We start from the raw sequence: 21,731 nt of genomic DNA on the forward strand, positions 1-21,731 counted from the left end.
ACCGTCACTGAAATCTGTGATTTTCTTGGATTTTTCATGACGGTTCATCTCCGAAAAAAGAATAACAACCTCCCCTCTATACATAATTTGATTTAGTTATAAAAAACTAAAAGAAAAGCTTTCTTTAGAGGTGTCTATGAGAAAATTAGCGGCCTATGTGGTGTTATTATCGTTATCCTTATCTCTTTTTACAGCTTGCTCTTTTAGCGACATCAAAGACCTTAATGAGCTGGATGCCAAAAAGCTTCTTACGGCTGAAAGCACGGTCGTTTATGATGGACAAGGGGACGTATTGGATGAACTGTATAAAACCGTTCCGAGAAAAAACGTAACCCTTGATGAACTCCCTGACTACGCGAAAATGGCCTTTGTCGTCACCGAAGATAAACGTTTTTATCATCATTTCGGTGTGGATATTCGCGGTATTTTTCGTGCCGTTGCAACTAACATTGTGGAACGGCGCAAAGCGGAAGGCGCCAGCACCATCACCCAGCAGCTCGTTCGGAATCTATATTTAACAAGGGAAAAAACGATTCAGCGAAAAATCGGCGAAATGGTTATGGCCGTTGCATTGGAGAGGAAGTTGACCAAGGACGAAATTTTAGAACTTTATGTGAATCAAATCTACTTTGGAAGCGGCGTTTATGGAATCGGGGCCGCCTCTAAACTTTATTTTGACAAAGAACCCGAAGACCTCACCATTTCAGAAGCAGCACTTCTTGCAGGTTTACCTAAAGCCCCAAGTAAGTACTCTCCTGCGAACAATGTAGAGCAGGCCGAAAAAAGAAGAAATGTTGTCTTAAATCTGATGTATAAAAACAACGTCATCTCACAGGAGGAATTAAGAAAAGCGAAGGATGAAGAAATACGGGTTCCTTCAGTTACCATTAAAGAACCATCCCCTTACCAATCATTTATCGATTATGTAGTCAAGGAAGCGAAAGATCAATATAACATTACCGAAGAGCAGCTGTATCGAGGCGGCTATAAAATCCATACAGGTTTTCAAGAAGAACTGCAAGCCGCGATCAACGATGCAGCAAATGACTACCGGTTCCCAGAAGATCGATCCGATCAAAAGGTCGAAGTGGGCATTGCCGCCGTTGCTCCTGAAAGCGGACTCATACAGGCTTTATACGGGGGCCGCGATTATACACCAAAAGGTCTCAACCACGCGGTCATTCCGTATCAACCCGGATCGGCGATTAAACCATTGGCCGTCTACGCTCCTGCTTTAGAAACAAATGAATGGAGCCGTTCTTCTACGCTCATTGATGAACCGAAAACATTCAACGATTATAAACCTGAAAATTATCACGAACATTATTTCGGGGAAGTATCGATGGAAGAAGCGGTAGCCCGTTCACTGAACATCCCTGCTGTTTCCTTATTGAACGAGATTGGCGTGGATCAAGGATTTGATTTTATCGAAGAAAGCGGCATTGATTTGAAAGAAGACGATAAAAATCTCGCCTTGGCGCTTGGCGGTACAGCAACCGGCATTTCCCCCCTTCAATTCGCACAGGCTTATACAACATTCGCAAACGGCGGTATCATGAATGAAGCAAGAGCCATAGAACGTGTAATCAAGCCCGACGGACAAACAGAATCTCATAAACGCTCAAAGCAGCTTATGACCGCTGAAAATGCACAGGAAATGACCGATATATTAAGGAGCGTTGTTGAAGAACCTTATGGAACAGGAAGAAAAGCGCGGTCATATGAAACGAAAGTCGCCGGAAAAACCGGTACAACCCAGCTTAGCGAAACAAATCGAGAGGCCAACAAGGACGCCTGGTTTGTCGGATATACCGAGAATACCGTCATGGCGATTCATGTTGGCTTTGACCGCCCTGATGATCAGCACTACTTGAAAAGCAGCGGCGGCGACGCTCCTGCAAAAATGTTTCGTCTGATTATTAACAAAGCTCAATAATACACCTTACAAAAAATCGTGATGAGAAATCCTCGGATTAAACGGATTTCTCATCACGATTTTTCATCTATGACTCATGAATGTTGTTCATGGGCAGACGACTCTTGTTCTGCCGGTTTGGAAACATCTTCTGCTGTATTTTCCCCAATTTGAATCTCTGTTCTTGGCATCGTGTGCATGCCTTTCGCATTCGTATGGGCGATGATTTCGTATGTCCCCTCTTTTTTGAACGCTTTTTCAATATGATAAATTCCTTCCCCTTGTCCCACTGCTTGAATTCTTTCTTTCTCGTTCCCGTTAATAAGCTCAAATGTTACTTCGGCATCCTCCACTACTTCATCTCCGTATGTCACTTTTGCCTCGATTGGCATTGTTTCATTGATTTTTCCTTTTTCATCAGCGAGAATTTGGACTTCCACCACTTTGACATCCGGTTCTTTTTCGGCTTTTGGCTGGCCGCAGCCCGACATGACCGCGACCAGTCCGATTGCTCCTACAGCTATCCACTTTTTCATATGTATTTCTCCTTCCCTGTGCACTCTAACGAAACGGTAACACATAAATGTGAGAGCTTTTTGAAATTCAAGAATTTCATTTTTTTTTCACATTTTTTGACTATAATGAAGTCAGTAACTTTTTAAAGGAGGGCAAACCTTTGAAAAAAACGGCTTTATTCGTCCCTGCATGTCTTTTGCTTTTGACAGGCTGCTCATCTGAGCATTTATCATCGGTGTCTCCGAAAGAAGACTATGTAGTGACCGTCAATATTCAAGATCATTCCCTTTCATTTATTGAAACGGATTCCCATAAAGAAGTAACATGGGTCATGCCTTTTTCCTTTCAGCGTGCAGAGTTTTTAACAAGTGACCAATTATTATTATACGGAAAAGAACTCGATGGTGTATACATTTATGAGCTTTCAAGCGGAAAACAACTGGATAAATGGAAAACCGGTAAAGGAATCGAAAACATGATCCGTTCCTCCGATGCTTCCAAGGTGTATGCCGCCGATCAACATCGCCGATCGCTGCGCGTATTCACTCCAGAAGGAAAACAATTGAAAGAAGTCAAGCTGGATAGTGCTCCGTTTACGATCATCGAAAGTAACGATAAATTATATGTCAGCAGTTATGAAAAAGCAGATATGTATGTAATTGATAAGGCATCATGGAAAGTGACGGACCGTTTCCAAACCCACCCCCGGGCAGTCGGCGGGTTTATTGATGAAAAGAAGGATGAATTATGGCTCGGAGGCCACGGTTCAGGCGAAATGATCCAAGATGACATTTATATATACTCATTAAGCAATGGTACATTAAAAGAAAAAATAGCGGCTCCGGTCATGCCCGTTGATTTCGCAAAATCCGGAAACGAACTCTATGTATTAAGCCATGGTTCCAATGACCTTTGGAAAATTGATTATAAAACGAAACGCATTATGAAAAAAATCGAGACGGGTTCAAATCCATTCTCGATGAAACGATTTCGAAATAAACTCTATATCGCCAGCTATGACAGCAACAAAGTACAAATTATTGATTTGTCCACTTTTCAAACGATTAAGCAAATTCCCGTCGGAACGGGACCTTTTCAACTATTGGTGAGAGAGGATGAGACACCTTGAAACATATATCCATTTTAATCGTTGATGATGAAGCAGATATGCGGCAGCTCATCAAATTATATCTTGAAAAAGAAGGTTTTCATTGTATAGAAGCAGCAGACGGACAAGAGGCTTTAACCATTTTGGACAAAACCCTTCCCCATCTTATTTTACTTGACGTGATGATGCCAAAAATGGACGGCTTTACCGTCGCAGCGAAAATCCGGGAGCAGCTGCAAGTGCCCATTATCTTTTTGACGGCTCGAGGGGATGAATGGGACCGCATTCACGGCTTAAATATCGGGGCAGACGATTATATCATTAAACCATTTAGCTTCGGTGAACTCATTGCAAGGGTCCAGGCGGTCCTTCGGCGCACACAGCCGTCACCAAAAACCTCTCCCCTTTTGCAAATCGGTCCTTTATCCATTAACAAAAAGGGACGCCAAGTATTCATAAATGAACAGCCTGTTTCCCTTACTCTAAAAGAATTCGAATTGCTTCAATTTCTTTGTGATCATAAAGGACAGGTCTTTTCACGGGAGCAGCTTTTGGAAAAAATCTGGGGGTTTGACTACGAAGGAAGCGAGCGCACCGTCGATACCCATATCAAAACATTGCGTTTAAAGCTTGGAGATGCCGCTGATGTCATTCAAACGGTGTGGGGTATCGGCTATAAGATCGAGGTGTAGACATTGAAGTGGAACTCTTTTTCGTTTCAAGCAAAGTTTCGGATCATGGTCAGTACCATCATTTGCATGACCATTTTATTTTCGTTCTTATTTATTCATTTTCTCTATCGTGATATATACGTAAAAGATATTGAAAAGTCTTTATTGCAAGAAGGAAACAAGATTGCTTCCCATTATGAAGGAGGCGAGATTACCGACGAATTGAAACAAAACGTCGCGTGGCATAATTCGATATCCGAATCGGAAATCTTGCTTGTCGACAATCCAAGGGAATTAAGTGCGTGTTTACCGTTCGAAATGAACCACCGGGCGCTCATTTCGGAAAACGAGCGAAGAAAATTATTAGCCGGAAAACATTTGGTGAAAGTAGGTTACGAAGAGCGTTTCGAGCGCAACATTATGGGGGTTGTCATCCCCCTTTTGGATCAAGAGCGCCTTAAAGGAATCATTTATTTATATTTGCCGCTCTCGCCCATTGAGGAAGTATTCAATAAATCGACGCCTATTTTGTTGCTGACCGGTATTCTTTTCTTTCTCTTTATGGTCGTGTTCGGAAACAAGCTCGTCCGGTCACTCGTCACTCCCATTCGGGAAATGGAAGCTTTCTCGCAGCATATTGCACAGGGTGATTTTTCAATACGTTTGCCTGTCAAGTCAAAGGACGAACTTGGTCATTTAGCTCTTGCCTTTAATCAAATGATAGAGGCTCTTGAAAACCAAGACCAGCAAAAGAAAGAATTTCTGGCGAACGTCTCACATGAATTGCGAACACCGTTAAGCTATGTGAAGGGGTACAGCGAAGTGTTAAAAGATGAAATGTATCAAAGCAAAGAAGAAGCGCTGCGCTATGTGAATCTTATTCATCGCGAATCGGATCGGATGCATCGGCTCGTAAAGGATTTACTGGATTTGGCCCAGCTCGAAGCAGATATGTATCCCATGAAAAAGGAACCGCTTGTCCTGGCACAAGTGTTGGATGATACAATCGAAAAATTCATTCCTGCTTTTAAGCAGAAACAACTCGCCTATGAAGTGAATCTTGACTGGGATGTGATTATGAACGGGGATAGCGACCGTCTTTCTCAAGTATTCTATAATTTAATCGACAATGCCGTTAAATACAATCGAGTTAACGGAAAGGTTTCTCTCTCTTTGTTTGTGAAAAATAACAAAATCCATCTTTCCGTAAAAGACACGGGAATCGGGATTTTGGCAGAGGACATCCCTCATTTAGGCGAGAGGTTCTTTCGGGCGGATAAAGCCCGTACCCGAACAAAAGGCGGTACAGGATTGGGACTTGCCATCGTCAAACAAATCGTGCAGCGCCATAACGGCAAAATAGGCATCATGAGTACATGGAATGAAGGAACAACGGTTACACTATGCTTTCCGCTGGAATATTTCGAATGATTGGTAAAAAATACCAAACCGTCAGGGAATCCCAGGTCAATGGGTTCCTTGGCGGTTCACTTTACTTTAAGGCCGATAACACAGCTTCTTCTTTTTTCATGCCCCACTCATAAAACAAGTAAATAAATTTTGATGGAAAAGATACCGACCAAAAAGAAAAAGGCAAAATGAGCAAACGATAATCCCTTTATCGATTTCCTCAAAAATTCGTTCATTGTTACATAGCAAAAGCTCCCAATCGATCCTCCTGTCAATAATGCATTCAGTTTGACGGATTCTATGTTCAATTCATGGCCGGCCCAAATACTGACTCCAAATGCGGCGGCTAACACCAGCATCATGACGATGAAAAGCCAATCGCTCATTTTGACAGCTTTAAGAGCAGCTATTAAAGCTACGCCTTCTGGTATTTGATGAAGAATAAAAGCCAGCAAAAAAGAGGAAGTAGCATAAGCAGTGTACCCTGCATTAAGCCCTATATTTAATCCAAATGGAATACTATGCAAAATGATGGCCATAAACAAAAAGTAAGGCAACAGCGCTTCATCTGAAGCATAAAAATGTTTATGTAATTGTGATTCGATCAACTTCATGAAAACATAGCCATTGAACATTCCGGCTGCCACTCCAAGCCCCCCGTAATAATGAATAGAATGAGGGACCATTTCCATTAGCAATAAACCCGTTATCATTCCACCGCAGCAGCTGTAAACATAGTAAACACTTCTTTTTAAAAAAGAGCAGATGATTTTTCCGACCACTCCTCCAATTCCCATCCCTACAAATGAAGAAACCATAGCCCATAGTGCAAAATTCCAAACACCCGACAACTTATTCCCTCCCTGTTTGACTTGTTTTTTCGAATCACAGTGAAGCTGTACGACAAAGGCGATCCCGTTTTGCTGATGGTTTCTTTGCCTTCCCGTTTCATCCAAGATGAAGCTATATTTAAAAATATGGTAAAATAAAGACAAATATGTGATGAGAGGTCTTTCGTAATGGAAAAGGAACAAAATGAACACGATGATGCATTGGAAGAAAAAGAGTTAGATGAAGAAACGCTCTTTATTATAACGCAAACATTTAAAGCACTATCAGACCCGACCCGTTTGCGCATTTTACATTTGTTGTTTCAGCGCGAGCATTCCGTGAACGAAATTGCAGAAAAATTGGGCTTGCTTCAGTCGACCGTTTCCCACCAGCTGCGTTTTCTTAAAAATCTGCGTCTAGTGAAATTCCGCAGACAGGGAACGACTCTGTATTACTCCCATGACGATGAGCATGTGATGGATTTATTGAAACAATCCATTGAACATGCCAGACATCACTGATATCGCCTCTTGAAACTTGCGCTATACTGCCATCGGACAAGCAACTTTTCATACAACGTTACCTTTAAGAGACAAAAAACGAAAGAAGCGTGCCTCCAAACCGTAAAAAAAGACGGCTTTAGGACACCCTAAACTTCATTTTTCAACCTCCTTCACTGGTCCTTCTTCTATTCGCGGCTTTCTGTTCTTTCCCCCTGAACATGCTCACAAAGGTTCATGATGTGACATAGGCGCTTTTTGCTCATGTCACATCATTTACGTGAATCCATATATTATTGGCGCGGTCCCCACAACATGATGGAAACCCCTGCTGAACAAATGATCGCTCCTATCCAATCGTATGTATCGGGTGTTTTTTTATCAACATGAAAGCCCTCCCGGCTAAACAGGAAGGCTTTTGTCTGGCAGGACCATAATCAGTTGCACTGCTCATGATCGGGGCAGTCTAATTCGCTTCTATCAATTTGAATCGTTGTATGTTCAATATGAAATTGATCATGTAACACTTTCTTCACTTGTAATATGATTTCATTATAATCCGTTGTCGCATCCACCACTATGTGACAACTTAATGCGGGAAAGTCAGAGGTAATCGACCAAACATGCAAGTCATGGACACCTTGAATAGAATCAAGTGATAACAATACTTTTTTCACTTCCATAACGTCAATATTAATGGGGGCTCCCTCCATCAATACGTGAAACGAGTCCCTTGTCACACGCCAGCCGCTTATAATGATCAATACGGCAACAACAACACTGGCAATCGGATCAGCGATACTCCACCCAAAAAACATAATAAGCAGAGCCGCGATGATCGCCCCAAAGGAGCCTAACATATCCCCTAGTACGTGTAAAAAAGCACTTCGGACATTTAAATTCTCGCTCGTATCCCCTTTCAGTAAAATAAAAGCTGCCGCTATATTAACGATAAGTCCAATAATAGAAATCACGAGCATTCCTGAACTGATGATTTCCGGAGGATTCATGAATCGCTGGTAGGCTTCCCAAAAGATATAAAGTGAAATGACGACTAACGTTATGCCGTTTAAAAAGGCAGCTAGAATCTCAAATCGTTTATAACCAAACGTTTTGGTTAAAGTGGCCTTTTTCTCGCCAAACTTCATTGCCAGATAGCTGAGCCCAAGTGCGGCGGCATCGCTTAACATATGACCAGCATCTGATAACAAAGCAAGGCTGTTGGTCATAATTCCCCCTATCACCTCTACAATCATGTACAAAGTAATAAGGGTAAAAGAGAGCCCCAACGCTTTTTTATTTGCCGTTCCGTGATGATGATGACCATGGTTGTGAGAATGATCATGATGATGGTGTGAATGCCCCATCTTGTTAACCTCCTTAACATTTCATCACTTACTTTTTACTATATAGGTCCAACTTAAGTTTTTAACCTCTGTCATCGAGCCTTCTTCTATTTGCGTTTTTCTGTTTTCTCATCTTGAGCAGGCTTACAAAGGTCTTCGTATCAGCGGCTGACAAGAGCCCGTAAGGGAGCTTGACAGCCGCTTATGTGTTGAAAAGCTGACATGGCCGCTTTTGGCCATGTCGGCTTTTCAATGTGGATCTATCTATATATGAATATATGTTCATATATAGATTATTAAGTAATCATGGATATTGTGCAACCATTTTTAGGTACATTTGCCCTTAATTTTCTCGGACTTATTGACGATTAATAAGTTGTCCCATAAAATTTCCTTATAGCAGAGGTGATAAAATGTCAAAAAAACCATTTTTATACAGCACATGCTGTTCGCTCGTGTTAAGCCCTTTATTACTCAATCCGATAGACTCATATGCGGCCCCCACTATTAATGGGACCATTACAGCCAATACTTTAAACGTACGCTCTAATCCAAGTATGGATGGTTTAGTGCTCGGCAAGCTTGTTAAAAACAACAAAGTAGAAATTATAGATGAAAAAAACGGCTGGTCTAAAATTACATATCAACATAAAGAGGGCTGGATTTCTTCCACATATGTTCAAAAAGAAAGCGCCAAAACTCCCCGAATCGGGACAGCACAACCATCGGGTCAAAAAACGGGGACAACTGCCATTGTCAAAGCGAGTAATCTAAATGTCCGGTCTACCGCTGGCACGTCAGGTAAAGTCGTTGCTTCTTTACCTAAAAATACGAAAATCAGCATCCTTTCAATTCAAGGAAACTGGGCACAAATCAAAACAGCCAACAATCAAATTGGCTGGGTCGCTAAACAGTATTTAACATTATCGCAAACTTCAATACAACCAAATAATGATTCTACTAAGCGTCTGCCTCCGACTAATAGCCAAACGGTAAAAATGGGAACCGTCAATGTCAGCAGTTTAAATCTCCGGTCGTTGCCGAGTACATCAGGTAAGATCATGGCATCCTTATCCCGGAATACAAAAGTAACGGTTCTGGGGGTTAAGTCAGGCTGGGCGCAGGTGAAAACGGCCACCGGTCAAAGCGGCTGGGTGGCTGCACCATATTTGACGATGAAAGCAACGGACGATGGAGGGACAACAGAAAAGCCCGATCTACCATCAACTAAACCAACCTCTCCTTTTGCTGCGGTTACATTAAAATCAAATGCCAACTTGCGAAAAGGACCTGGGACGAATTTTGCTGTCGTTGGGAGCGGAAAAGCCGGTACCACTTATACGCTTGTTAAAGAGCAAAACGGCTGGGTAAATATAAAACGGCCAAACAATCAAGAAGCGTGGATTGCAGGATGGCTTGTTTCCAAAGGAAATACTCCTCCTTCTGTTCCAGCTTCGCCGTCTCCTGTTTCTTCTGCTGTCCTAACAGGCAAAACCATTGTCATTGATGCCGGCCACGGCGGTAAAGACAGCGGTACAGTTGGTCAAAAGGGAGCTTTTGAAAAAGATCTGGCGCTAAATACGGCACGTCTCGTCGTCTCCTCCCTGGAAAAAGCGGGGGCGAACGTAATCATGACGAGAAGCGATGATACTTTTATCTCTCTTTCCGACCGCGTGGCCGTCAGTCACAAATATAAGGCCGACGCGTTCATTAGCATTCACTACAATTCAGCAAGTCCAAAAAGCAGCGGGGTAATGTCCTTCTATTACACAGCCGCAAAGGAAGAAAAACTGGCAAAATGTATTCAAGAAAGTTTAGTTCAATATACAAACATGAAAGATATGGGCGTTCGCTTCGGTAACTTCCATGTTATCCGGGAAAACAAACAACCAGCCGTGCTGCTGGAACTCGGTTTCCTTTCAAATCCCAGCGAAGAACAGTATGTTAAATCCAAGGCTTTCCAGGAAAGTGCTGCAAAAGCAATTTCCGAAGGAATCGTTCGTTATTTTCAAGCCCAAAAATGAATCTCTCCATTCCTTCTTCCCAACCAGGAATGTGTCTAAACGGGCTCCGGTGCACATAGTGAAAGCGATCTTGTCCATTTTTGACTAGAGTGGAAACAAGACGATTTTTGTTTCAACGAACAATAAAGGAAGTCCTCAATATTTATTAGCCGATCCTTGAGGGCTTCCTTTTTCACTGCACTTAACAAGACCGGCGATTTTTCTCTTATAACAAAAACCACCCTGTACATGCAGCTACGACATTCGGAAGGCCGAAGAAAAACAAATGTAACGCCCATGCTGTTCGTTCAGCACGATGCTCCTCTGTTTCAGAATGAACATTGGCACGTATGTCGGCTCCACCGTTCCATGAACCCACCAAAATGCCGGAAAGCGCAAAAGAAGCCGCTCCCAAGCCCCCGCAAATCAAAACAAGCCAAAAATAGTCGCTTACCGCTTGAGAAATCGTTATCATAAATAATGACAGTAACACCCCGCTCAAAAGAGATAGCCTCATCCCCATTCCCCCTTCGACGCACAAAGCGTCTTATTATTGGTCTATGCTGCTTTTCTACTAATATATGTGATAACAAAGGGAGACGACCTTTCTTTTTCTCCGTAAAAATAAAAAAATAACCTTTCACTTTGACAAATTTGTGAAAGGTTATTTCCACAGAGGATTTTTTCTTTTGGTTAAAAAGTAAGACACATCGATAGCCTGGCAAATTGTCACATAGTGAAGGAGCATCAACAACAATATCCCTGTATTCATGCCCATAATAACACCGATCATTCCTAAATCATGTTGAGATCCAAAGTAATAAATCATCGAAAATGAAACGATATAGGACCAAATCGTATGATATAACGTATCTTTAACCAATCCCAATCCAATCAAATAAGCTTGCAGAGGGATTGCAAAGAAGTGAAACAGAAAATACGGCCATAAAGCATGCAAGTAAAACACCGCTTCCGGCGAACGAAAAAACAAATTCGTTAATGGCTCAGCAAATACATACATCATGACAATGGCCGGCAAGCCATATAAAATGGTGATTTGCATCGACTGCTGCAGCAATTGCTGCAATTTCCCCTGATCGTTTTTGGCATATGCTTCCGATACGGCCGGGATAAGGGCCACCAACAACGAATGAGCAAAAAACGCCGGAAAGAAACCGATGGACATCGCTACCCCTGCCATCAGTCCGAAATGCTGGTTGGCAAGACTCGCTGTTAAACCGGATAAAATCAAAGCTTTTTTAATTAAAAATGGCTGAATGGCATTGGCCACCGAGTTAAAAATCCGTAAACCCGTTGTAGGAAGGGACACCGATAGTAGTTTACGCCGTACATCCGCCCCGCTCATTTGATGGGGTTTACCCTTAGGGAAATGATGCAGCTGTGAAAGATAAATAATGAGCAAGTATAATAAGACGACCCCTTCGCTTCCAATCAAAGTACAGATGGCAGTAAATAGTGCCATCTCTATTGTGACAAAATGAAAGGCCTTAAAAACGACAAATAAAATGGTCAGTTGAATCGCTTTGCGAATAAAGTTGGAAACGGCAATGGTCGACATGTTATGGACACCCATAAAATATCCGCGCAGAACAGCAGAATACGAGATAATCGGGATGAAAGCAAGTACAATCCATTTTATAAGCGGATGATGTTCATGAAAAATAGGAATGTAGGGGAAAAGGAAAAAACCCCCGATGAGAAGAAACACCGTTAACATCGTTACAAATGAAAGGGCATGCCCTAACATATGGCGATGTTCCTTCCGATCATGCTCTGTCAAAAATTTGGAGATGGAAACCGGAAGTTCCAAGTTTGCAATCGTGGCAATCAAGAAAATCGTAGGCAAAATCGACATATATAGGCCCATTCCTTCTTTGCCAAGTTCCCGTGCCAGCACCATGTTCACTAAAAACTCGATGAGTTCCGAAACGAAGGCCGCTCCCGCTAAAATAAAAGTCCCTTTTAAAAAAGTGTTCATTCTCTAAACTCCTCTGTCACTTGTCCTTTCTTTCATATATATGTAGACAAGCCGGAAGTTTATTTGTCTTTTTTAAAAAAATGGTTCCATTGTTCATTCCCCTTTTCGTAAATGAATGGATTGTCATTTTATTGAGCTGAGATAACAGTTCAATATATTCGTCTTTCGAATTTATATAAAAAGCAAATTTTAATGTCCGTACTGCTTATTTTTTCTCGTTTATAGAAAATAATAAAATAAAAGGATAATTTTGTATAAGTTGTGACAAAATTGTGAAAAAAATATTGAAATTTTGTGAACATTATGGTAAATTTTAGTCAAAGGACAAAGGGGATGATTAGATGAAACGGTTTAGCGGTCGAACAAATGGCATGACGGAAATGTGTAAAGCCATTGCAACGGTACAACTTATTATTGGTGGAATACTCTTTTTATTAAGCCTTATTGTAAGCGATTACAACCGTGATTTCTTCCTCACAATGTTAAGCCTTGGTGTAATGGGTTCTGCCATGGTTATGTTCGGATTCGGTTTATTTATGGGACTCCTTGAAGAATATAGCATTTCTGAAAAAGAGTATTATTAAATAAATAAAACAAAAACAGGGTGTTTCCTCCACGTACGGAGAAAACATCCTGTTTTCATTTTTCTTTGTTTTCCATCATTTCCCCTAATGACAAAATGGTAGCAAAAGAGTAAAATCTTTTTGTAGTTTACTATTTTTATTATCTGAGAGGAGAACGTTTGTGAAAAAGATTCGCGTCCTTTTAGCAGGATTAATGACTGCAAGTTTATTACCATTTAACGCAGCGTTTGCAGCTGAAAAAACATCCGATATGTACATAGCGGAAGATTTAGAGCCAGACAAATTTGCTTATGAGGAAATGGATGACTTCATGGCAGCTGACATCATCGATGGATCAGTAGATAAAGATGGTTACGTGTATGTGAAGCCAAACGGCCAAATTACACGTGCACAGTTTGTCAAAATCCTGGTAAATGCATTAGATTTAAAAAGTGATGCTTCAGCTAAAACATTTAACGATGTAAAATCTAGTGATTGGTTTTACCCGTATGTTCAAACAGCGAACAGCCTTGGTATCGTAACAGGTCGTCCTGACGGCGGATTCGATCCATACGAGAAAATCAGACGTGATCAAATGGCGGTCATGATCCACCGTGCATTCAAGAGCAGCGTTACATTCAAGCCGGTAACGAAAACATTCAAAGATGTGCCGAAAGGCCGATTCGGCTACGACGAAATTAATGCTGCTGCCGCAAACGGCATCATTACCGGTTATGGAGACGTGTTCAAACCGACTGCATTAGCGACTCGCGCTCAAGGAATCGTGATGATTCACCGTGCACTTCAACAACAGAAATCCGCTTTACCGAATGAGCAGGAATTACAAAGCTTTTTGCGCAATCATATTATCGCTGAAAACAGAGCCGCAGAAGTGATGAATACAGACGAGCTCGTGAAGCTATATAACAGCAACACAACAGGTTACTATCGCGCAATGGGCCTTGATTCACTTGAAATGTATAAAGATATTTACGGTGATGATGTCCAAATGAGCATGAAAGCTGATGAAGACTTCAACGTTCATACAATTTCATTAAGCAATAACTATGTGAAATTGGAAGTGACAGACATCCTTTATCACCTTGAAATCAAATTTGGCAAAGAAGGCGAAGGCATGAAAATGGATTTTGATATGTCCGGCGAGTATTCATTGAAGAAAGATGCGAACGGACAATGGAAAATCTACAACTTCATTCCTTACGACGAAGAGTTAGAAGACACACCTTTTCTTGCTGTAAATCATTGATAAGAAAATACGAAAAGGAGCACAGACCTAGTCGATGTTAAAAAATTAACAAGTATTCATATATATAAATCCCACTTAATTTTTTAACCTCTGTCACTGGTCCTTCTTCTACTTGCGCCTTTCTGTTTTTTCATCTTGAACGAGCTTACAAAGGTTCTCGTATAAGCGGCTGACAATCTCCCTTACGGGTTCTTGTCAGCCGCTTACGCGTAAATCATTGGACATAAATGCTTTTTATTTATGTCCAATGGTTTATGTGGATTTATATAGAAACTATAGTGCGAGGTAAGAATAATGACTCTTATTATAGGATCGGTCACAATAGAAAAAGTAGAAGGCGGTACCGTGAACTTTGGAAATTGCGCGTACATCGGTTCTCAAGGAGGCCATAACACAAGCGAAATCACCATCGGTACAATAAGCCTCTTCAGTATAAATGGAGAATAAGAGAATATCCTCCTATAAAAAAACTTTCGTTTGCACGGAAGTTTTTTATAATTCATTTCGTCTTCGTAACTTATATTCCAAAAATAATCGTTCAATAAAGCTGTTCAACTGTTTTTCTAGCATCTTTCGTTCTTCCGACGTTTTTGCCGCCTTCATCATCTTCTTCATCTCTTTTACATGGGCCTTTTGTTCAACTGTTAAATGATGTGACAACAGCATTCCCCTCACTCCTTTTTTCCTTTGGATCGGTTCAAGCTTGATGTTGATTTTTGGCTCATTTGGATAAAGCAAGAGGAAAACTGAAGAGAACATGCCCTCCTCTCAGCGTCTATTGAAAACGTGCAAAATGGACAATTTTCATGAATGGGCCAAGAATTGTAACAATCCATCTTGTTCTTTAACAAGACCTTTTCTTTTATTGAAGCAATGAATAGAAAGGGATTCAAAGAAGTTGTCAGATAGACTGACATAGAACTTAACAACTATCTTTTCAAGAAGGCTAGTTTTTTATCAATAAATTTTATATAATTGTCATAATTATCAAAAAAATAAATGGAGGGATAAATGAACATGCCAAGTGTGTCGCTCGTGCCTCACCAGCTAAAATACGGTGAATACCTTTTTCAATTATCGGCGGATTCACAAGTTTACGAGAATTTAAGCTTTCGAAATGAAAACGAGAAACAAGTCGCGGAATTTATTGAATCCATCACCCAAGCAGAAGTAAACGGGACCGACGTCAGCCGTGTAATTTTAAACGAAGAACATGTCCCGATTGGCGTCACGACTTTAATGGGGATCGACCCTCAAGAAAAATCAGCATCCCTGGGTTCATGGCTGGGAGTCGACTATTGGAGAAAAGGATACAACGAAGCGGCAAAACGAGAAATTCTTCGGATTGCTTTTTTGGAATTAGGACTCGAAAAAGTGTTTATCGGTACACGCAAAGGAAATATCCGCTCCCAAAAAGCTCAGAAAAAACTTCCCTACATCACGCTCCATGTTGAAACACAATACCCTTCTGTTCACCAGGCTGTTGAAGAAAAGGAAAAACAACCTTGTATTTTAAATGTCGTTTATATAGAAGATTTTTTAGACTATTTGACAAAGGATGGATTTGACCCGTCGATTCCTTTTTGATTATTCCCATATTGACCTTTCTGCTGTATAGGAGTTGAATAAATACAAAGCGTATAAAAAAGCTGATTACAATCAGCTTTTTTATTTGGAATAGACCTTTTTTCGCATTGTATCGTATTCAAATTCCACCCCTGAAGCTGCCTTTTAATTAAGATTCAATCCGTCACGATTATAAACCGGTAAGCGAATAAGGAAAAACCTTTTTTGGTGTTATTTATAATTATTATAATTTAATATTGATTTTAATTTAATATTTGTTATAATAATAATACAAGATAAATAAGGGGGCGCTAAATGATGAACTTAGAACAAGCAATGAACCAACAAATCGCAAACTGGAATGTCCTTTACACAAAGCTGCATCGTTTCCATTGGTATGTGAAAGGCCCATTATTCTTTACCCTTCATGCCAAATTTGAAGAGCTTTACAATGAAGCAGCCGTTACAATTGATGTGTTGGCTGAACGTTTGTTAAGCATCGGTGGAAAACCGATCGCTACAATGAAGCAATATTTAGAGAATGCCAGTATTGAAGAAACAAACCATGAAGCAACAGCGGAAGAAATGGTCCAAGCATTGATCAACGACTATGCCCTTCTTCGTGATGAATTAAAGAATGCCGTTAAAGCAGCGGAACATGCAGACGATGAAGCAACAGCAGACATGTTCGTGGAACTAACGCAAAAGGTGGAAATACATCTGTGGATGTTGCGCGCATTTTTGAACAACTAAGGAAAAAGCAGCTTCCTTTCAATTAGGAAGCTGCTTTTTCCTGCATTTTTCTTCTTTAATAATGGCTTTGGTAAAGAACAAGCTTTAAAGAAATAATGATTGTTTATCCTTGAATCACCCCTAACTCTTCCATTCGCTTGATCCGGTTTCCGACGGCCTGGCCGGTCATGTGAATCAATTCCCCGATTTCTTTCCATTGTCTCCGCCCGTTTTCTTTCAGCAATGTTAATATATGACGATCGATTTCATCCAACATCATTTTTAAAAATCCTTTCACGATGAAAATAAAACCTCCTATATCTTTTCACCAAGTTATGTAAATGTTCCTACTTCTTTTTTATACTATTGATAAAAAAGAAAAGGAGAATTAATTTGAGTGAAACGGCCTTGCTTTTAATCGATGTTCAAAATGATTACTTTCCGGGGGGCAAGATGGAACTTGACCGTTCAGAGGAAACCGCCTGCAATGCGAAAAAAGTGCTGGATCATTTTCGCAGGAAAAAACTGTCCATCCTTCATATTCAGCATCTGTCTACCCGAGAAGGAGCAAATTTTTTCCTTCCGGACACAAATGGTTGTGAATTTCATGAACTTGTCATTCCTCAAGAAGACGAGTTCATCATCCAAAAGCATTTTCCAAACAGCTTCCGCGACACCGGTCTCCTTTCGACTTTAAAGAAAAAGAACGTTCAGCACCTTGTGATCGCTGGAATGATGTCACATATGTGTGTGGACTCCACTGTCCGTGCAGCATTCGATTTAGGATTCCGCTGTACGGTCATTGAAGATGCATGTACGACAAGGGATTTATCTTTATATGAGAAGCAAATTCCTGCTCTGACCGTTCACCAGTCCATTATGGCTGCATTAAGCGGTTTATATGCAAAGGTTACAAGAGCCGATAATTGGATAAGAGAATCTACTCGTTAATCCTTTTTCACTCGAACATTTCAACAGTTTTTAATTTTCGGATGGATATAATCGTTAATTAAACCAATTTACGGAATCTATAGAACAGTTAATCAAATCAAAACATGACTTCATTTTTTGGTATTAGCTACTTTTTGGGTAGATGATTCATACTCTAAAAGAGGATAAAATAAGGGAGGGAGATAAGATGAAAAGACCGGATCATCTTGCCTGGCACGAAACATTGGAGCTCCATGAATTGGTTGCCTTTCAATCTGGAGTGGTAAAAAAATTAAAGAAATCGATAAAAGACATATCATGCCCTACATTAAAGGCTCTTTATCGTACCGCCATTCAAAGCGGCGAAAAAAATTTAAAGGAACTTCTAAAGTTTATTCCATATGCCCCGGAAGTTTCAGAAACTTACCGTGAAGATGAAAGAGCTTTTTTTGCCGGCGACCTTTTGGGTGCATCAAAAACCGCTGTCCGAAACTATGCAGCCGCGATTACGGAAACAGCCACTCCATCTTTACGAGCAGTTTTTGTTAGACACTTGAACAAAGCCATTGAATTGCATTATCAAGTTTTCGAATATATGTACCAAAAAAGCTACTATCCTGCGTATGAGCTGGAAAAGCTTCTTCAAAATGATATGAAAATGGCAAGATCGGCAATCGATATGCCGTATTAACGCGAAAAGGAGCAATAAGTTGCTCCTTTCCTTTTTGGACTTGGGGCTTTTTCATCCTTACGATCCACTTCCTCTTTAGCAGGAAGAGCAGGATGACTTCATGCCAATGAAACACTTGTGATGGCGAGTATAAACGATTTGATGATTGCCCCGCTTTTTTGCTTATATTCAGATGAAAAGACTTTCTTGATTAGACGTTGTAATCGGCAAAACGTTACCATGATGCCCTGCCATAAATAGAAGAAATAAAAAGAATGTCCCCCTTATTCCTGTCTAGTGCCAAGCTTCACTTAATATTTTGGATCAACACAACATATATATTTTTGAAGGAAAATATAAGGAGGTCACAATGGCTACATATGAGGTAGCAGCCGTACTGGAACATGGATTTTGGCTTCAAATTCTCGGGGACCATGCCCGCTTTATTTTAGAATCATTAGTCGAAAAGGAAAAGGAAGAAATTGAACAGGCCAAATATTTCAAACAGGCATTTGATCGATTATTGCATCAGGTCGGGCAAACAGATTGGATGCAGTTAAGCGAACAAGCCTTAAAAGAAGCCCAAGATATCCGTAGCTTCAAGTTATCTTTAATCCGGAAACACTTACAAGGAACAATCAGAATATCCCTTTCTCCTACTTTTCTTAATCATATGGTAAACGAAGTAGAAGAGTATATCCGCATTCTCCCTTATTTGATAAGAGGTGAAATTCCGCCTATTAGCCATGAGCTCCACTATCATTTAGTATGGCTGTTGGATGCCGCCGGCCATGCAGGAGCCATCACAAGCGAGTTAGATCAAGTCGAAAAACGTCTGAAAGAAAAAAGCGAAATATATATGAAGCACTTTGAACAATTTTATTTAAAGGCCGTAGAATTAACAGGTTATTTGCGAACAGAACTGCCTGCATTTCCGGCATTAAAAAAGTTCACGAAAGATGTTTCATTAGAGCTTCAACTTTTCTCCAAGTTTCTGCACGAGCTGGAAGAACTGGAGATATCAGAGCAAGCGCTTGGAACCTTTACTGAATTAATGGCCGATCATATGGCAAGAGAGGAATGCTACTACTTGCTGAAGCTGGCTCAATCTTCAGGACTGCAGCTTCCAGATTGCAATCCTGCCAAACCGAGAACGGAGAAGCTTTCATAACATCGGCTAGATACAATCAACCATGTTCTTCAATAAAATCTTCATTAAAAAGAACGCAAACTGACAACAGCTCCCAGGAAAAAACTGCAGAATGAATGGATGGGAGTCCATCATAATACCCACACTAAGATTATGATTAGTTTGGCAATTAATGTTGGGAAGGAGGATGGTTGATGGCTTTCGTTGATGAGCTATATAAATTTTATAAAGATCAATTATCGGGTGACGAGGTAGACGCTGAAATTATCGCCGCTTCCATTTTGGATGAACTCAGCCGCGATGATCTGTTGAGCTTGCTTAAAGAATTACATGATGACGAGTTATACGGGCTTTTTGGATTATATTTGATTGAAAATTTAAAAGAAAGAATGGCGAGAGAAGGAAGCAACCGTGATGTACTCCCTTCAGACCCTCTGCCGAAACTTATTCATTAAATATGACGGCTGCAAATGGGCTTATCCATCTCCATTTTCTTTTCATCCGTTGTCTTTTCTCTTTCTGTTTTACCGTTTTTTCCGGGCATATCGTTTGATTGACAAAGCCATTTTATACTGCTGATTTATTACCATCAACTTTACCTATATAAACCTATATTTCGGAAAACACCTTCTCCTTTTCATCAAGAAAAAACACAGCATTCAATCATGAGTGAATGCTGTGTTTAGCTCTGAAAAGCGCGTCATCGCGACCAATGATGCACATTATTTCATCAAAAATGAAATCACTATCAAGAGGAGGGATTTATTCATCGTTTCCTTTACGCGGAACATCAATTTGTGTACCCTCAGATCTCTCAATTTCCTCGTCGATGGTTGCTCCCATATAATAATCGCTTACTTGTTCATGAGTAATGGCTAACCCTGAAGAAATCTGGTCCTTTGCATCATAATCTTTTACATCATAATGCTTATCGGATAACTGCATGGTCTCTTTTGGCAATTTTTGATCCATTGTGTGAACCCGCCTTTCGTAAAATTCACTTTCATTAACTAATATCTCTTGGCTGGCTTCATATTATGAACACCAGTTTACATTTCTTTTTCCCGTGTATAAATAAACTAAACATGGGAAACCCGGTTTTTCTGACATACTGCTTGAATGTTCCTTATATTCCTAAAAAGCGCCTCGAAGAAAACGAATAACTACTGCTTCTTGTTACATAATAACATGCGTATGGCCAATACAATTTGGAGGGGATACAAATGATACAAAACCACCAAGGACAAATGCATGAAAATATGCACACTGGCCCAGTTCCACAACAAATGAACCATGGCGGCCACGAAGTATTTGATGTACATGAGGTACTATCAGGTTCAATTAGCACATTAGACCAATACATGTTATTGCGTCCGATGGTAAAAGACCAAGAATTACTTAGTATTCTTGACCGTCAATACCAATTTATGCAACAAGAATATAACACAACGGTAGAATGTTTTAAAACAGGACAAGATCCTACAGTACCGACACAAAGCTATAAAATGCAGCAAGAAAATGACTTTGTATACGGTTTAAAACCGTCTCAGCCGAGAAAACCTGCTTTATCTCCATCAGAAATTACTGACGCGTGCATTTCAAACTGCATGCTTGGAACCGTAAAAGCAAATGCTGGGATGAAGACAAAAGCTGCATTGGAAACAACAAACCCGGTAGTCCGCCGCGTGCTTGCTGACTCCGTTCCAAACTGTGTGGAAATGGCTTATGAAATTTCTTTATACCAAAATAAACATCATTACTATCAAGTTCCACAGCTGGCACAGCAAGATATGCAGCAAATGTTAAACGCATATGCTCCTGCCCAGGGGCAGCCGCAAAATCAACAAGGAATGCATTAAGCGTGCAGAAAGGGGATCCCCAAACGACAAGTATCCTGTTGTTCGGGGATTCCCATCAACTAAGGCGTCATGGAAAAGCCAGTAAAATCAAGAGATTTCTTGACGCTTCATTTGATTTAACCACAGTTTACTTCTAGAATTGAAAGAGGAATTTTGAGTCAGCTCCTTTCCTGTTTCGTATACCTTGATTAGACAGACCTCTTCTTTTTCCTTGAACAGCTTTTATGGGAAACTTTTCAATTCTTTACGCATAAGCAGTTGCCAATTTACCTTGCGGGTTCTTGGCAATCGCTTATACAAGAACCTTTGTCAGCTCATTCAAGATGAAAAAACAGAAAGGTGCAAATAGAAGAAGAACTGGTGACAGAGGCTAAAACGTTACGTAGGATTCATATATTTTTTATTATTTATCATTTAGAACATAATTTAATTTAACCATAATATTTTTTTATGCCCAAAGCACCATCAAAAACGACCTTCAATATATTGTAAATAGCAATAGAGTTGAAGGGGGTTTTTTAGCAATGGCTCATTTATATTCAAAAGGATGGTTTATTCAAAAATTAAAAGAAGCGAATATTACAGAGTTGGAAGGACGCAAACTGGAATCTTACAAAACATATATTGTACGTGACCTTTACTTTCGGCTTGTTGAAGAAAAGGAACAAACTAAACAATAAAAAAAGAGGTTGTCC

Annotated in this window: 24 protein-coding genes and 2 pseudogenes; 17 read left to right on the forward strand and 9 right to left on the reverse strand. The window is 40.4% G+C overall.

Annotated features, from left to right (window positions below; all coding sequences use genetic code 11):
• Nucleotides 1-136: 136 nt before the first annotated feature.
• Complete coding sequence (locus ACFOU2_RS22585) at nucleotides 137-1,936, forward strand: transglycosylase domain-containing protein (protein WP_377918531.1); 1,800 nt, start codon at nucleotides 137-139, stop codon at nucleotides 1,934-1,936.
• A gap of 74 nt (nucleotides 1,937-2,010) precedes the next feature.
• On the opposite strand, the gene ACFOU2_RS22590 is transcribed toward ACFOU2_RS22585, so the two are convergent.
• Nucleotides 2,011-2,451, reverse strand: coding sequence for a FixH family protein (locus ACFOU2_RS22590; RefSeq protein WP_377918532.1), 441 nt, complete (start codon nucleotides 2,449-2,451; stop codon nucleotides 2,011-2,013).
• Nucleotides 2,452-2,591: 140 nt separating this feature from the next.
• On the opposite strand from ACFOU2_RS22590, the gene ACFOU2_RS22595 reads away from it, so the two are divergent.
• Genes ACFOU2_RS22595 through ACFOU2_RS22605 form a run of 3 tightly spaced genes read left to right on the forward strand, consistent with a single transcriptional unit; the run spans nucleotide 2,592 to nucleotide 5,641 of the window.
• Nucleotides 2,592-3,560, forward strand: coding sequence for a hypothetical protein (locus ACFOU2_RS22595; protein WP_377918533.1), 969 nt, complete (start codon nucleotides 2,592-2,594; stop codon nucleotides 3,558-3,560).
• Nucleotides 3,557-4,231 (forward strand): response regulator transcription factor, encoded by a 675-nt coding sequence (locus ACFOU2_RS22600; RefSeq protein WP_377918534.1) that lies wholly within the window; start codon nucleotides 3,557-3,559, stop codon nucleotides 4,229-4,231. Before ACFOU2_RS22595 ends, ACFOU2_RS22600 begins: the two co-directional genes overlap by 4 nt.
• A gap of 3 nt (nucleotides 4,232-4,234) precedes the next feature.
• Nucleotides 4,235-5,641 (forward strand): sensor histidine kinase, encoded by a 1,407-nt coding sequence (locus ACFOU2_RS22605; RefSeq protein WP_377918535.1) that lies wholly within the window; start codon nucleotides 4,235-4,237, stop codon nucleotides 5,639-5,641.
• 107 nt (nucleotides 5,642-5,748) lie between these two features.
• Here the strand turns inward: ACFOU2_RS22605 and ACFOU2_RS22610 are convergent, their stop codons facing one another.
• On the reverse strand, nucleotides 5,749-6,471 hold the full coding sequence (locus tag ACFOU2_RS22610; RefSeq protein WP_377918536.1) for a ZIP family metal transporter: 723 nt from the start codon (nucleotides 6,469-6,471) through the stop codon (nucleotides 5,749-5,751).
• A 168-nt stretch (nucleotides 6,472-6,639) separates the two neighbouring features.
• Here ACFOU2_RS22610 and ACFOU2_RS22615 point away from each other — a divergent pair, with 168 nt between their 5' ends.
• Entirely contained in the window at nucleotides 6,640-6,972 is a 333-nt protein-coding gene (locus ACFOU2_RS22615; protein WP_377918537.1) for an ArsR/SmtB family transcription factor, read from the forward strand.
• A gap of 272 nt (nucleotides 6,973-7,244) precedes the next feature.
• Here ACFOU2_RS22615 and ACFOU2_RS22620 read toward each other — a convergent pair.
• A pseudogene (locus ACFOU2_RS22620) lies at nucleotides 7,245-7,346 on the reverse strand (YnfA family protein); the annotation flags it as partial.
• A gap of 42 nt (nucleotides 7,347-7,388) precedes the next feature.
• On the reverse strand, nucleotides 7,389-8,318 hold the full coding sequence (locus tag ACFOU2_RS22625) for a cation diffusion facilitator family transporter (RefSeq protein ID WP_377918538.1): 930 nt from the start codon (nucleotides 8,316-8,318) through the stop codon (nucleotides 7,389-7,391).
• Nucleotides 8,319-8,710: 392 nt separating this feature from the next.
• Here ACFOU2_RS22625 and ACFOU2_RS22630 point away from each other — a divergent pair, with 392 nt between their 5' ends.
• A complete protein-coding gene (locus ACFOU2_RS22630) occupies nucleotides 8,711-10,321 on the forward strand; it encodes an SH3 domain-containing protein (protein ID WP_377918539.1) in 1,611 nt (536 codons plus the stop codon).
• 205 nt (nucleotides 10,322-10,526) lie between these two features.
• Here the strand turns inward: ACFOU2_RS22630 and ACFOU2_RS22635 are convergent, their stop codons facing one another.
• Both ACFOU2_RS22635 and ACFOU2_RS22640 read right to left on the reverse strand, forming a co-directional pair.
• On the reverse strand, nucleotides 10,527-10,817 hold the full coding sequence (locus tag ACFOU2_RS22635) for a DUF5316 family protein (protein ID WP_377918541.1): 291 nt from the start codon (nucleotides 10,815-10,817) through the stop codon (nucleotides 10,527-10,529).
• A 147-nt stretch (nucleotides 10,818-10,964) separates the two neighbouring features.
• The gene (locus tag ACFOU2_RS22640; RefSeq protein WP_377918542.1) at nucleotides 10,965-12,299 is read right to left on the reverse strand and encodes a polysaccharide biosynthesis protein; all 1,335 of its coding nucleotides are present in this window, start codon (nucleotides 12,297-12,299) and stop codon (nucleotides 10,965-10,967) included.
• Nucleotides 12,300-12,640: 341 nt separating this feature from the next.
• On the opposite strand from ACFOU2_RS22640, the gene ACFOU2_RS22645 reads away from it, so the two are divergent.
• The 3 genes from ACFOU2_RS22645 to ACFOU2_RS22655 all read left to right on the forward strand — a co-directional run bounded on the left by ACFOU2_RS22645 (nucleotide 12,641) and on the right by ACFOU2_RS22655 (nucleotide 14,576).
• Complete coding sequence (locus tag ACFOU2_RS22645) at nucleotides 12,641-12,883, forward strand: MFS transporter (RefSeq protein WP_377918543.1); 243 nt, start codon at nucleotides 12,641-12,643, stop codon at nucleotides 12,881-12,883.
• 160 nt (nucleotides 12,884-13,043) lie between these two features.
• A complete protein-coding gene (locus ACFOU2_RS22650) occupies nucleotides 13,044-14,129 on the forward strand; it encodes an S-layer homology domain-containing protein (protein WP_377918544.1) in 1,086 nt (361 codons plus the stop codon).
• 294 nt (nucleotides 14,130-14,423) lie between these two features.
• Nucleotides 14,424-14,576: a hypothetical protein gene (locus ACFOU2_RS22655; RefSeq protein WP_377918545.1), complete on the forward strand. Its 153-nt coding sequence runs from the start codon at nucleotides 14,424-14,426 to the stop codon at nucleotides 14,574-14,576.
• A gap of 45 nt (nucleotides 14,577-14,621) precedes the next feature.
• Here ACFOU2_RS22655 and ACFOU2_RS22660 read toward each other — a convergent pair whose 3' ends face one another.
• Entirely contained in the window at nucleotides 14,622-14,888 is a 267-nt protein-coding gene (locus ACFOU2_RS22660) for a hypothetical protein (protein ID WP_377918546.1), read from the reverse strand.
• 252 nt (nucleotides 14,889-15,140) lie between these two features.
• Here ACFOU2_RS22660 and ACFOU2_RS22665 point away from each other — a divergent pair, with 252 nt between their 5' ends.
• Nucleotides 15,141-15,716 carry a GNAT family N-acetyltransferase gene (locus ACFOU2_RS22665; RefSeq protein ID WP_377918547.1) on the forward strand — a complete coding sequence of 192 codons (576 nt, stop codon included), beginning with the start codon at nucleotides 15,141-15,143 and terminating at the stop codon, nucleotides 15,714-15,716.
• 297 nt (nucleotides 15,717-16,013) lie between these two features.
• Nucleotides 16,014-16,448, forward strand: a complete 435-nt coding sequence (locus tag ACFOU2_RS22670; protein WP_377918703.1) for a Dps family protein — start codon at nucleotides 16,014-16,016, stop codon at nucleotides 16,446-16,448.
• Nucleotides 16,449-16,557: 109 nt separating this feature from the next.
• On the opposite strand, the pseudogene ACFOU2_RS22675 reads toward ACFOU2_RS22670, so the two are convergent.
• Nucleotides 16,558-16,725 (reverse strand): annotated as a pseudogene (locus ACFOU2_RS22675) (AsnC family transcriptional regulator); the annotation flags it as partial.
• A gap of 95 nt (nucleotides 16,726-16,820) precedes the next feature.
• Between ACFOU2_RS22675 and ACFOU2_RS22680 the strand changes: the two are divergent.
• The 4 genes from ACFOU2_RS22680 (at nucleotide 16,821) to ACFOU2_RS22695 (ending at nucleotide 19,632) form a co-directional block, all read left to right on the forward strand.
• The gene (locus ACFOU2_RS22680; protein ID WP_377918548.1) at nucleotides 16,821-17,378 is read left to right on the forward strand and encodes a cysteine hydrolase family protein; all 558 of its coding nucleotides are present in this window, start codon (nucleotides 16,821-16,823) and stop codon (nucleotides 17,376-17,378) included.
• Between the two features lie 187 nt (nucleotides 17,379-17,565).
• Complete coding sequence (locus tag ACFOU2_RS22685; RefSeq protein ID WP_377918549.1) at nucleotides 17,566-18,048, forward strand: spore coat protein; 483 nt, start codon at nucleotides 17,566-17,568, stop codon at nucleotides 18,046-18,048.
• Nucleotides 18,049-18,397: 349 nt separating this feature from the next.
• Nucleotides 18,398-19,198, forward strand: a complete 801-nt coding sequence (locus ACFOU2_RS22690; protein WP_377918550.1) for a DUF2935 domain-containing protein — start codon at nucleotides 18,398-18,400, stop codon at nucleotides 19,196-19,198.
• Between the two features lie 173 nt (nucleotides 19,199-19,371).
• Entirely contained in the window at nucleotides 19,372-19,632 is a 261-nt protein-coding gene (locus tag ACFOU2_RS22695) for a DUF6154 family protein (RefSeq protein ID WP_377918551.1), read from the forward strand.
• A gap of 307 nt (nucleotides 19,633-19,939) precedes the next feature.
• On the opposite strand, the gene ACFOU2_RS22700 is transcribed toward ACFOU2_RS22695, so the two are convergent.
• Nucleotides 19,940-20,149 carry a YozQ family protein gene (locus ACFOU2_RS22700; RefSeq protein WP_377918552.1) on the reverse strand — a complete coding sequence of 70 codons (210 nt, stop codon included), beginning with the start codon at nucleotides 20,147-20,149 and terminating at the stop codon, nucleotides 19,940-19,942.
• 251 nt (nucleotides 20,150-20,400) lie between these two features.
• On the opposite strand from ACFOU2_RS22700, the gene ACFOU2_RS22705 reads away from it, so the two are divergent.
• Both ACFOU2_RS22705 and ACFOU2_RS22710 read left to right on the forward strand, forming a co-directional pair.
• Nucleotides 20,401-21,036 carry a spore coat protein gene (locus ACFOU2_RS22705; protein ID WP_377918553.1) on the forward strand — a complete coding sequence of 212 codons (636 nt, stop codon included), beginning with the start codon at nucleotides 20,401-20,403 and terminating at the stop codon, nucleotides 21,034-21,036.
• 524 nt (nucleotides 21,037-21,560) lie between these two features.
• Complete coding sequence (locus ACFOU2_RS22710) at nucleotides 21,561-21,716, forward strand: YflJ family protein (protein ID WP_377918554.1); 156 nt, start codon at nucleotides 21,561-21,563, stop codon at nucleotides 21,714-21,716.
• Nucleotides 21,717-21,731 lie beyond the last annotated feature (15 nt).

The sequence above is a fragment of the Bacillus songklensis genome, assembly GCF_042649685.1.
GTDB classification, from domain to species: Bacteria; Bacillota; Bacilli; order Bacillales; family Bacillaceae_H; genus Bacillus_BA; species Bacillus_BA songklensis.

Bases quoted from the DNA above. Each gene is read 5' to 3' on its own strand.
- ACFOU2_RS22665 (WP_377918547.1), top strand. From the start codon at position 15,141: ATGAACATGCCAAGTGTGTCGCTCGTGCCTCACCAGCTAAAATACGGT.
- ACFOU2_RS22655 (WP_377918545.1), top strand. From the start codon at position 14,424: ATGACTCTTATTATAGGATCGGTCACAATAGAAAAAGTAGAAGGCGGT.
- ACFOU2_RS22700 (WP_377918552.1), bottom strand. From the start codon at position 20,149: ATGGATCAAAAATTGCCAAAAGAGACCATGCAGTTATCCGATAAGCAT.
- ACFOU2_RS22710 (WP_377918554.1), top strand. From the start codon at position 21,561: ATGGCTCATTTATATTCAAAAGGATGGTTTATTCAAAAATTAAAAGAA.
- ACFOU2_RS22585 (WP_377918531.1), top strand. From the start codon at position 137: ATGAGAAAATTAGCGGCCTATGTGGTGTTATTATCGTTATCCTTATCT.
- ACFOU2_RS22685 (WP_377918549.1), top strand. From the start codon at position 17,566: ATGAAAAGACCGGATCATCTTGCCTGGCACGAAACATTGGAGCTCCAT.
- ACFOU2_RS22615 (WP_377918537.1), top strand. From the start codon at position 6,640: ATGGAAAAGGAACAAAATGAACACGATGATGCATTGGAAGAAAAAGAG.
- ACFOU2_RS22590 (WP_377918532.1), bottom strand. From the start codon at position 2,451: ATGAAAAAGTGGATAGCTGTAGGAGCAATCGGACTGGTCGCGGTCATG.
- ACFOU2_RS22670 (WP_377918703.1), top strand. From the start codon at position 16,014: ATGAACTTAGAACAAGCAATGAACCAACAAATCGCAAACTGGAATGTC.
- ACFOU2_RS22625 (WP_377918538.1), bottom strand. From the start codon at position 8,318: ATGGGGCATTCACACCATCATCATGATCATTCTCACAACCATGGTCAT.
- ACFOU2_RS22660 (WP_377918546.1), bottom strand. From the start codon at position 14,888: ATGTTCTCTTCAGTTTTCCTCTTGCTTTATCCAAATGAGCCAAAAATC.
- ACFOU2_RS22690 (WP_377918550.1), top strand. From the start codon at position 18,398: ATGGCTACATATGAGGTAGCAGCCGTACTGGAACATGGATTTTGGCTT.
- ACFOU2_RS22705 (WP_377918553.1), top strand. From the start codon at position 20,401: ATGATACAAAACCACCAAGGACAAATGCATGAAAATATGCACACTGGC.
- ACFOU2_RS22645 (WP_377918543.1), top strand. From the start codon at position 12,641: ATGAAACGGTTTAGCGGTCGAACAAATGGCATGACGGAAATGTGTAAA.
- ACFOU2_RS22695 (WP_377918551.1), top strand. From the start codon at position 19,372: ATGGCTTTCGTTGATGAGCTATATAAATTTTATAAAGATCAATTATCG.
- ACFOU2_RS22640 (WP_377918542.1), bottom strand. From the start codon at position 12,299: ATGAACACTTTTTTAAAAGGGACTTTTATTTTAGCGGGAGCGGCCTTC.
- ACFOU2_RS22635 (WP_377918541.1), bottom strand. From the start codon at position 10,817: ATGAGGCTATCTCTTTTGAGCGGGGTGTTACTGTCATTATTTATGATA.
- ACFOU2_RS22630 (WP_377918539.1), top strand. From the start codon at position 8,711: ATGTCAAAAAAACCATTTTTATACAGCACATGCTGTTCGCTCGTGTTA.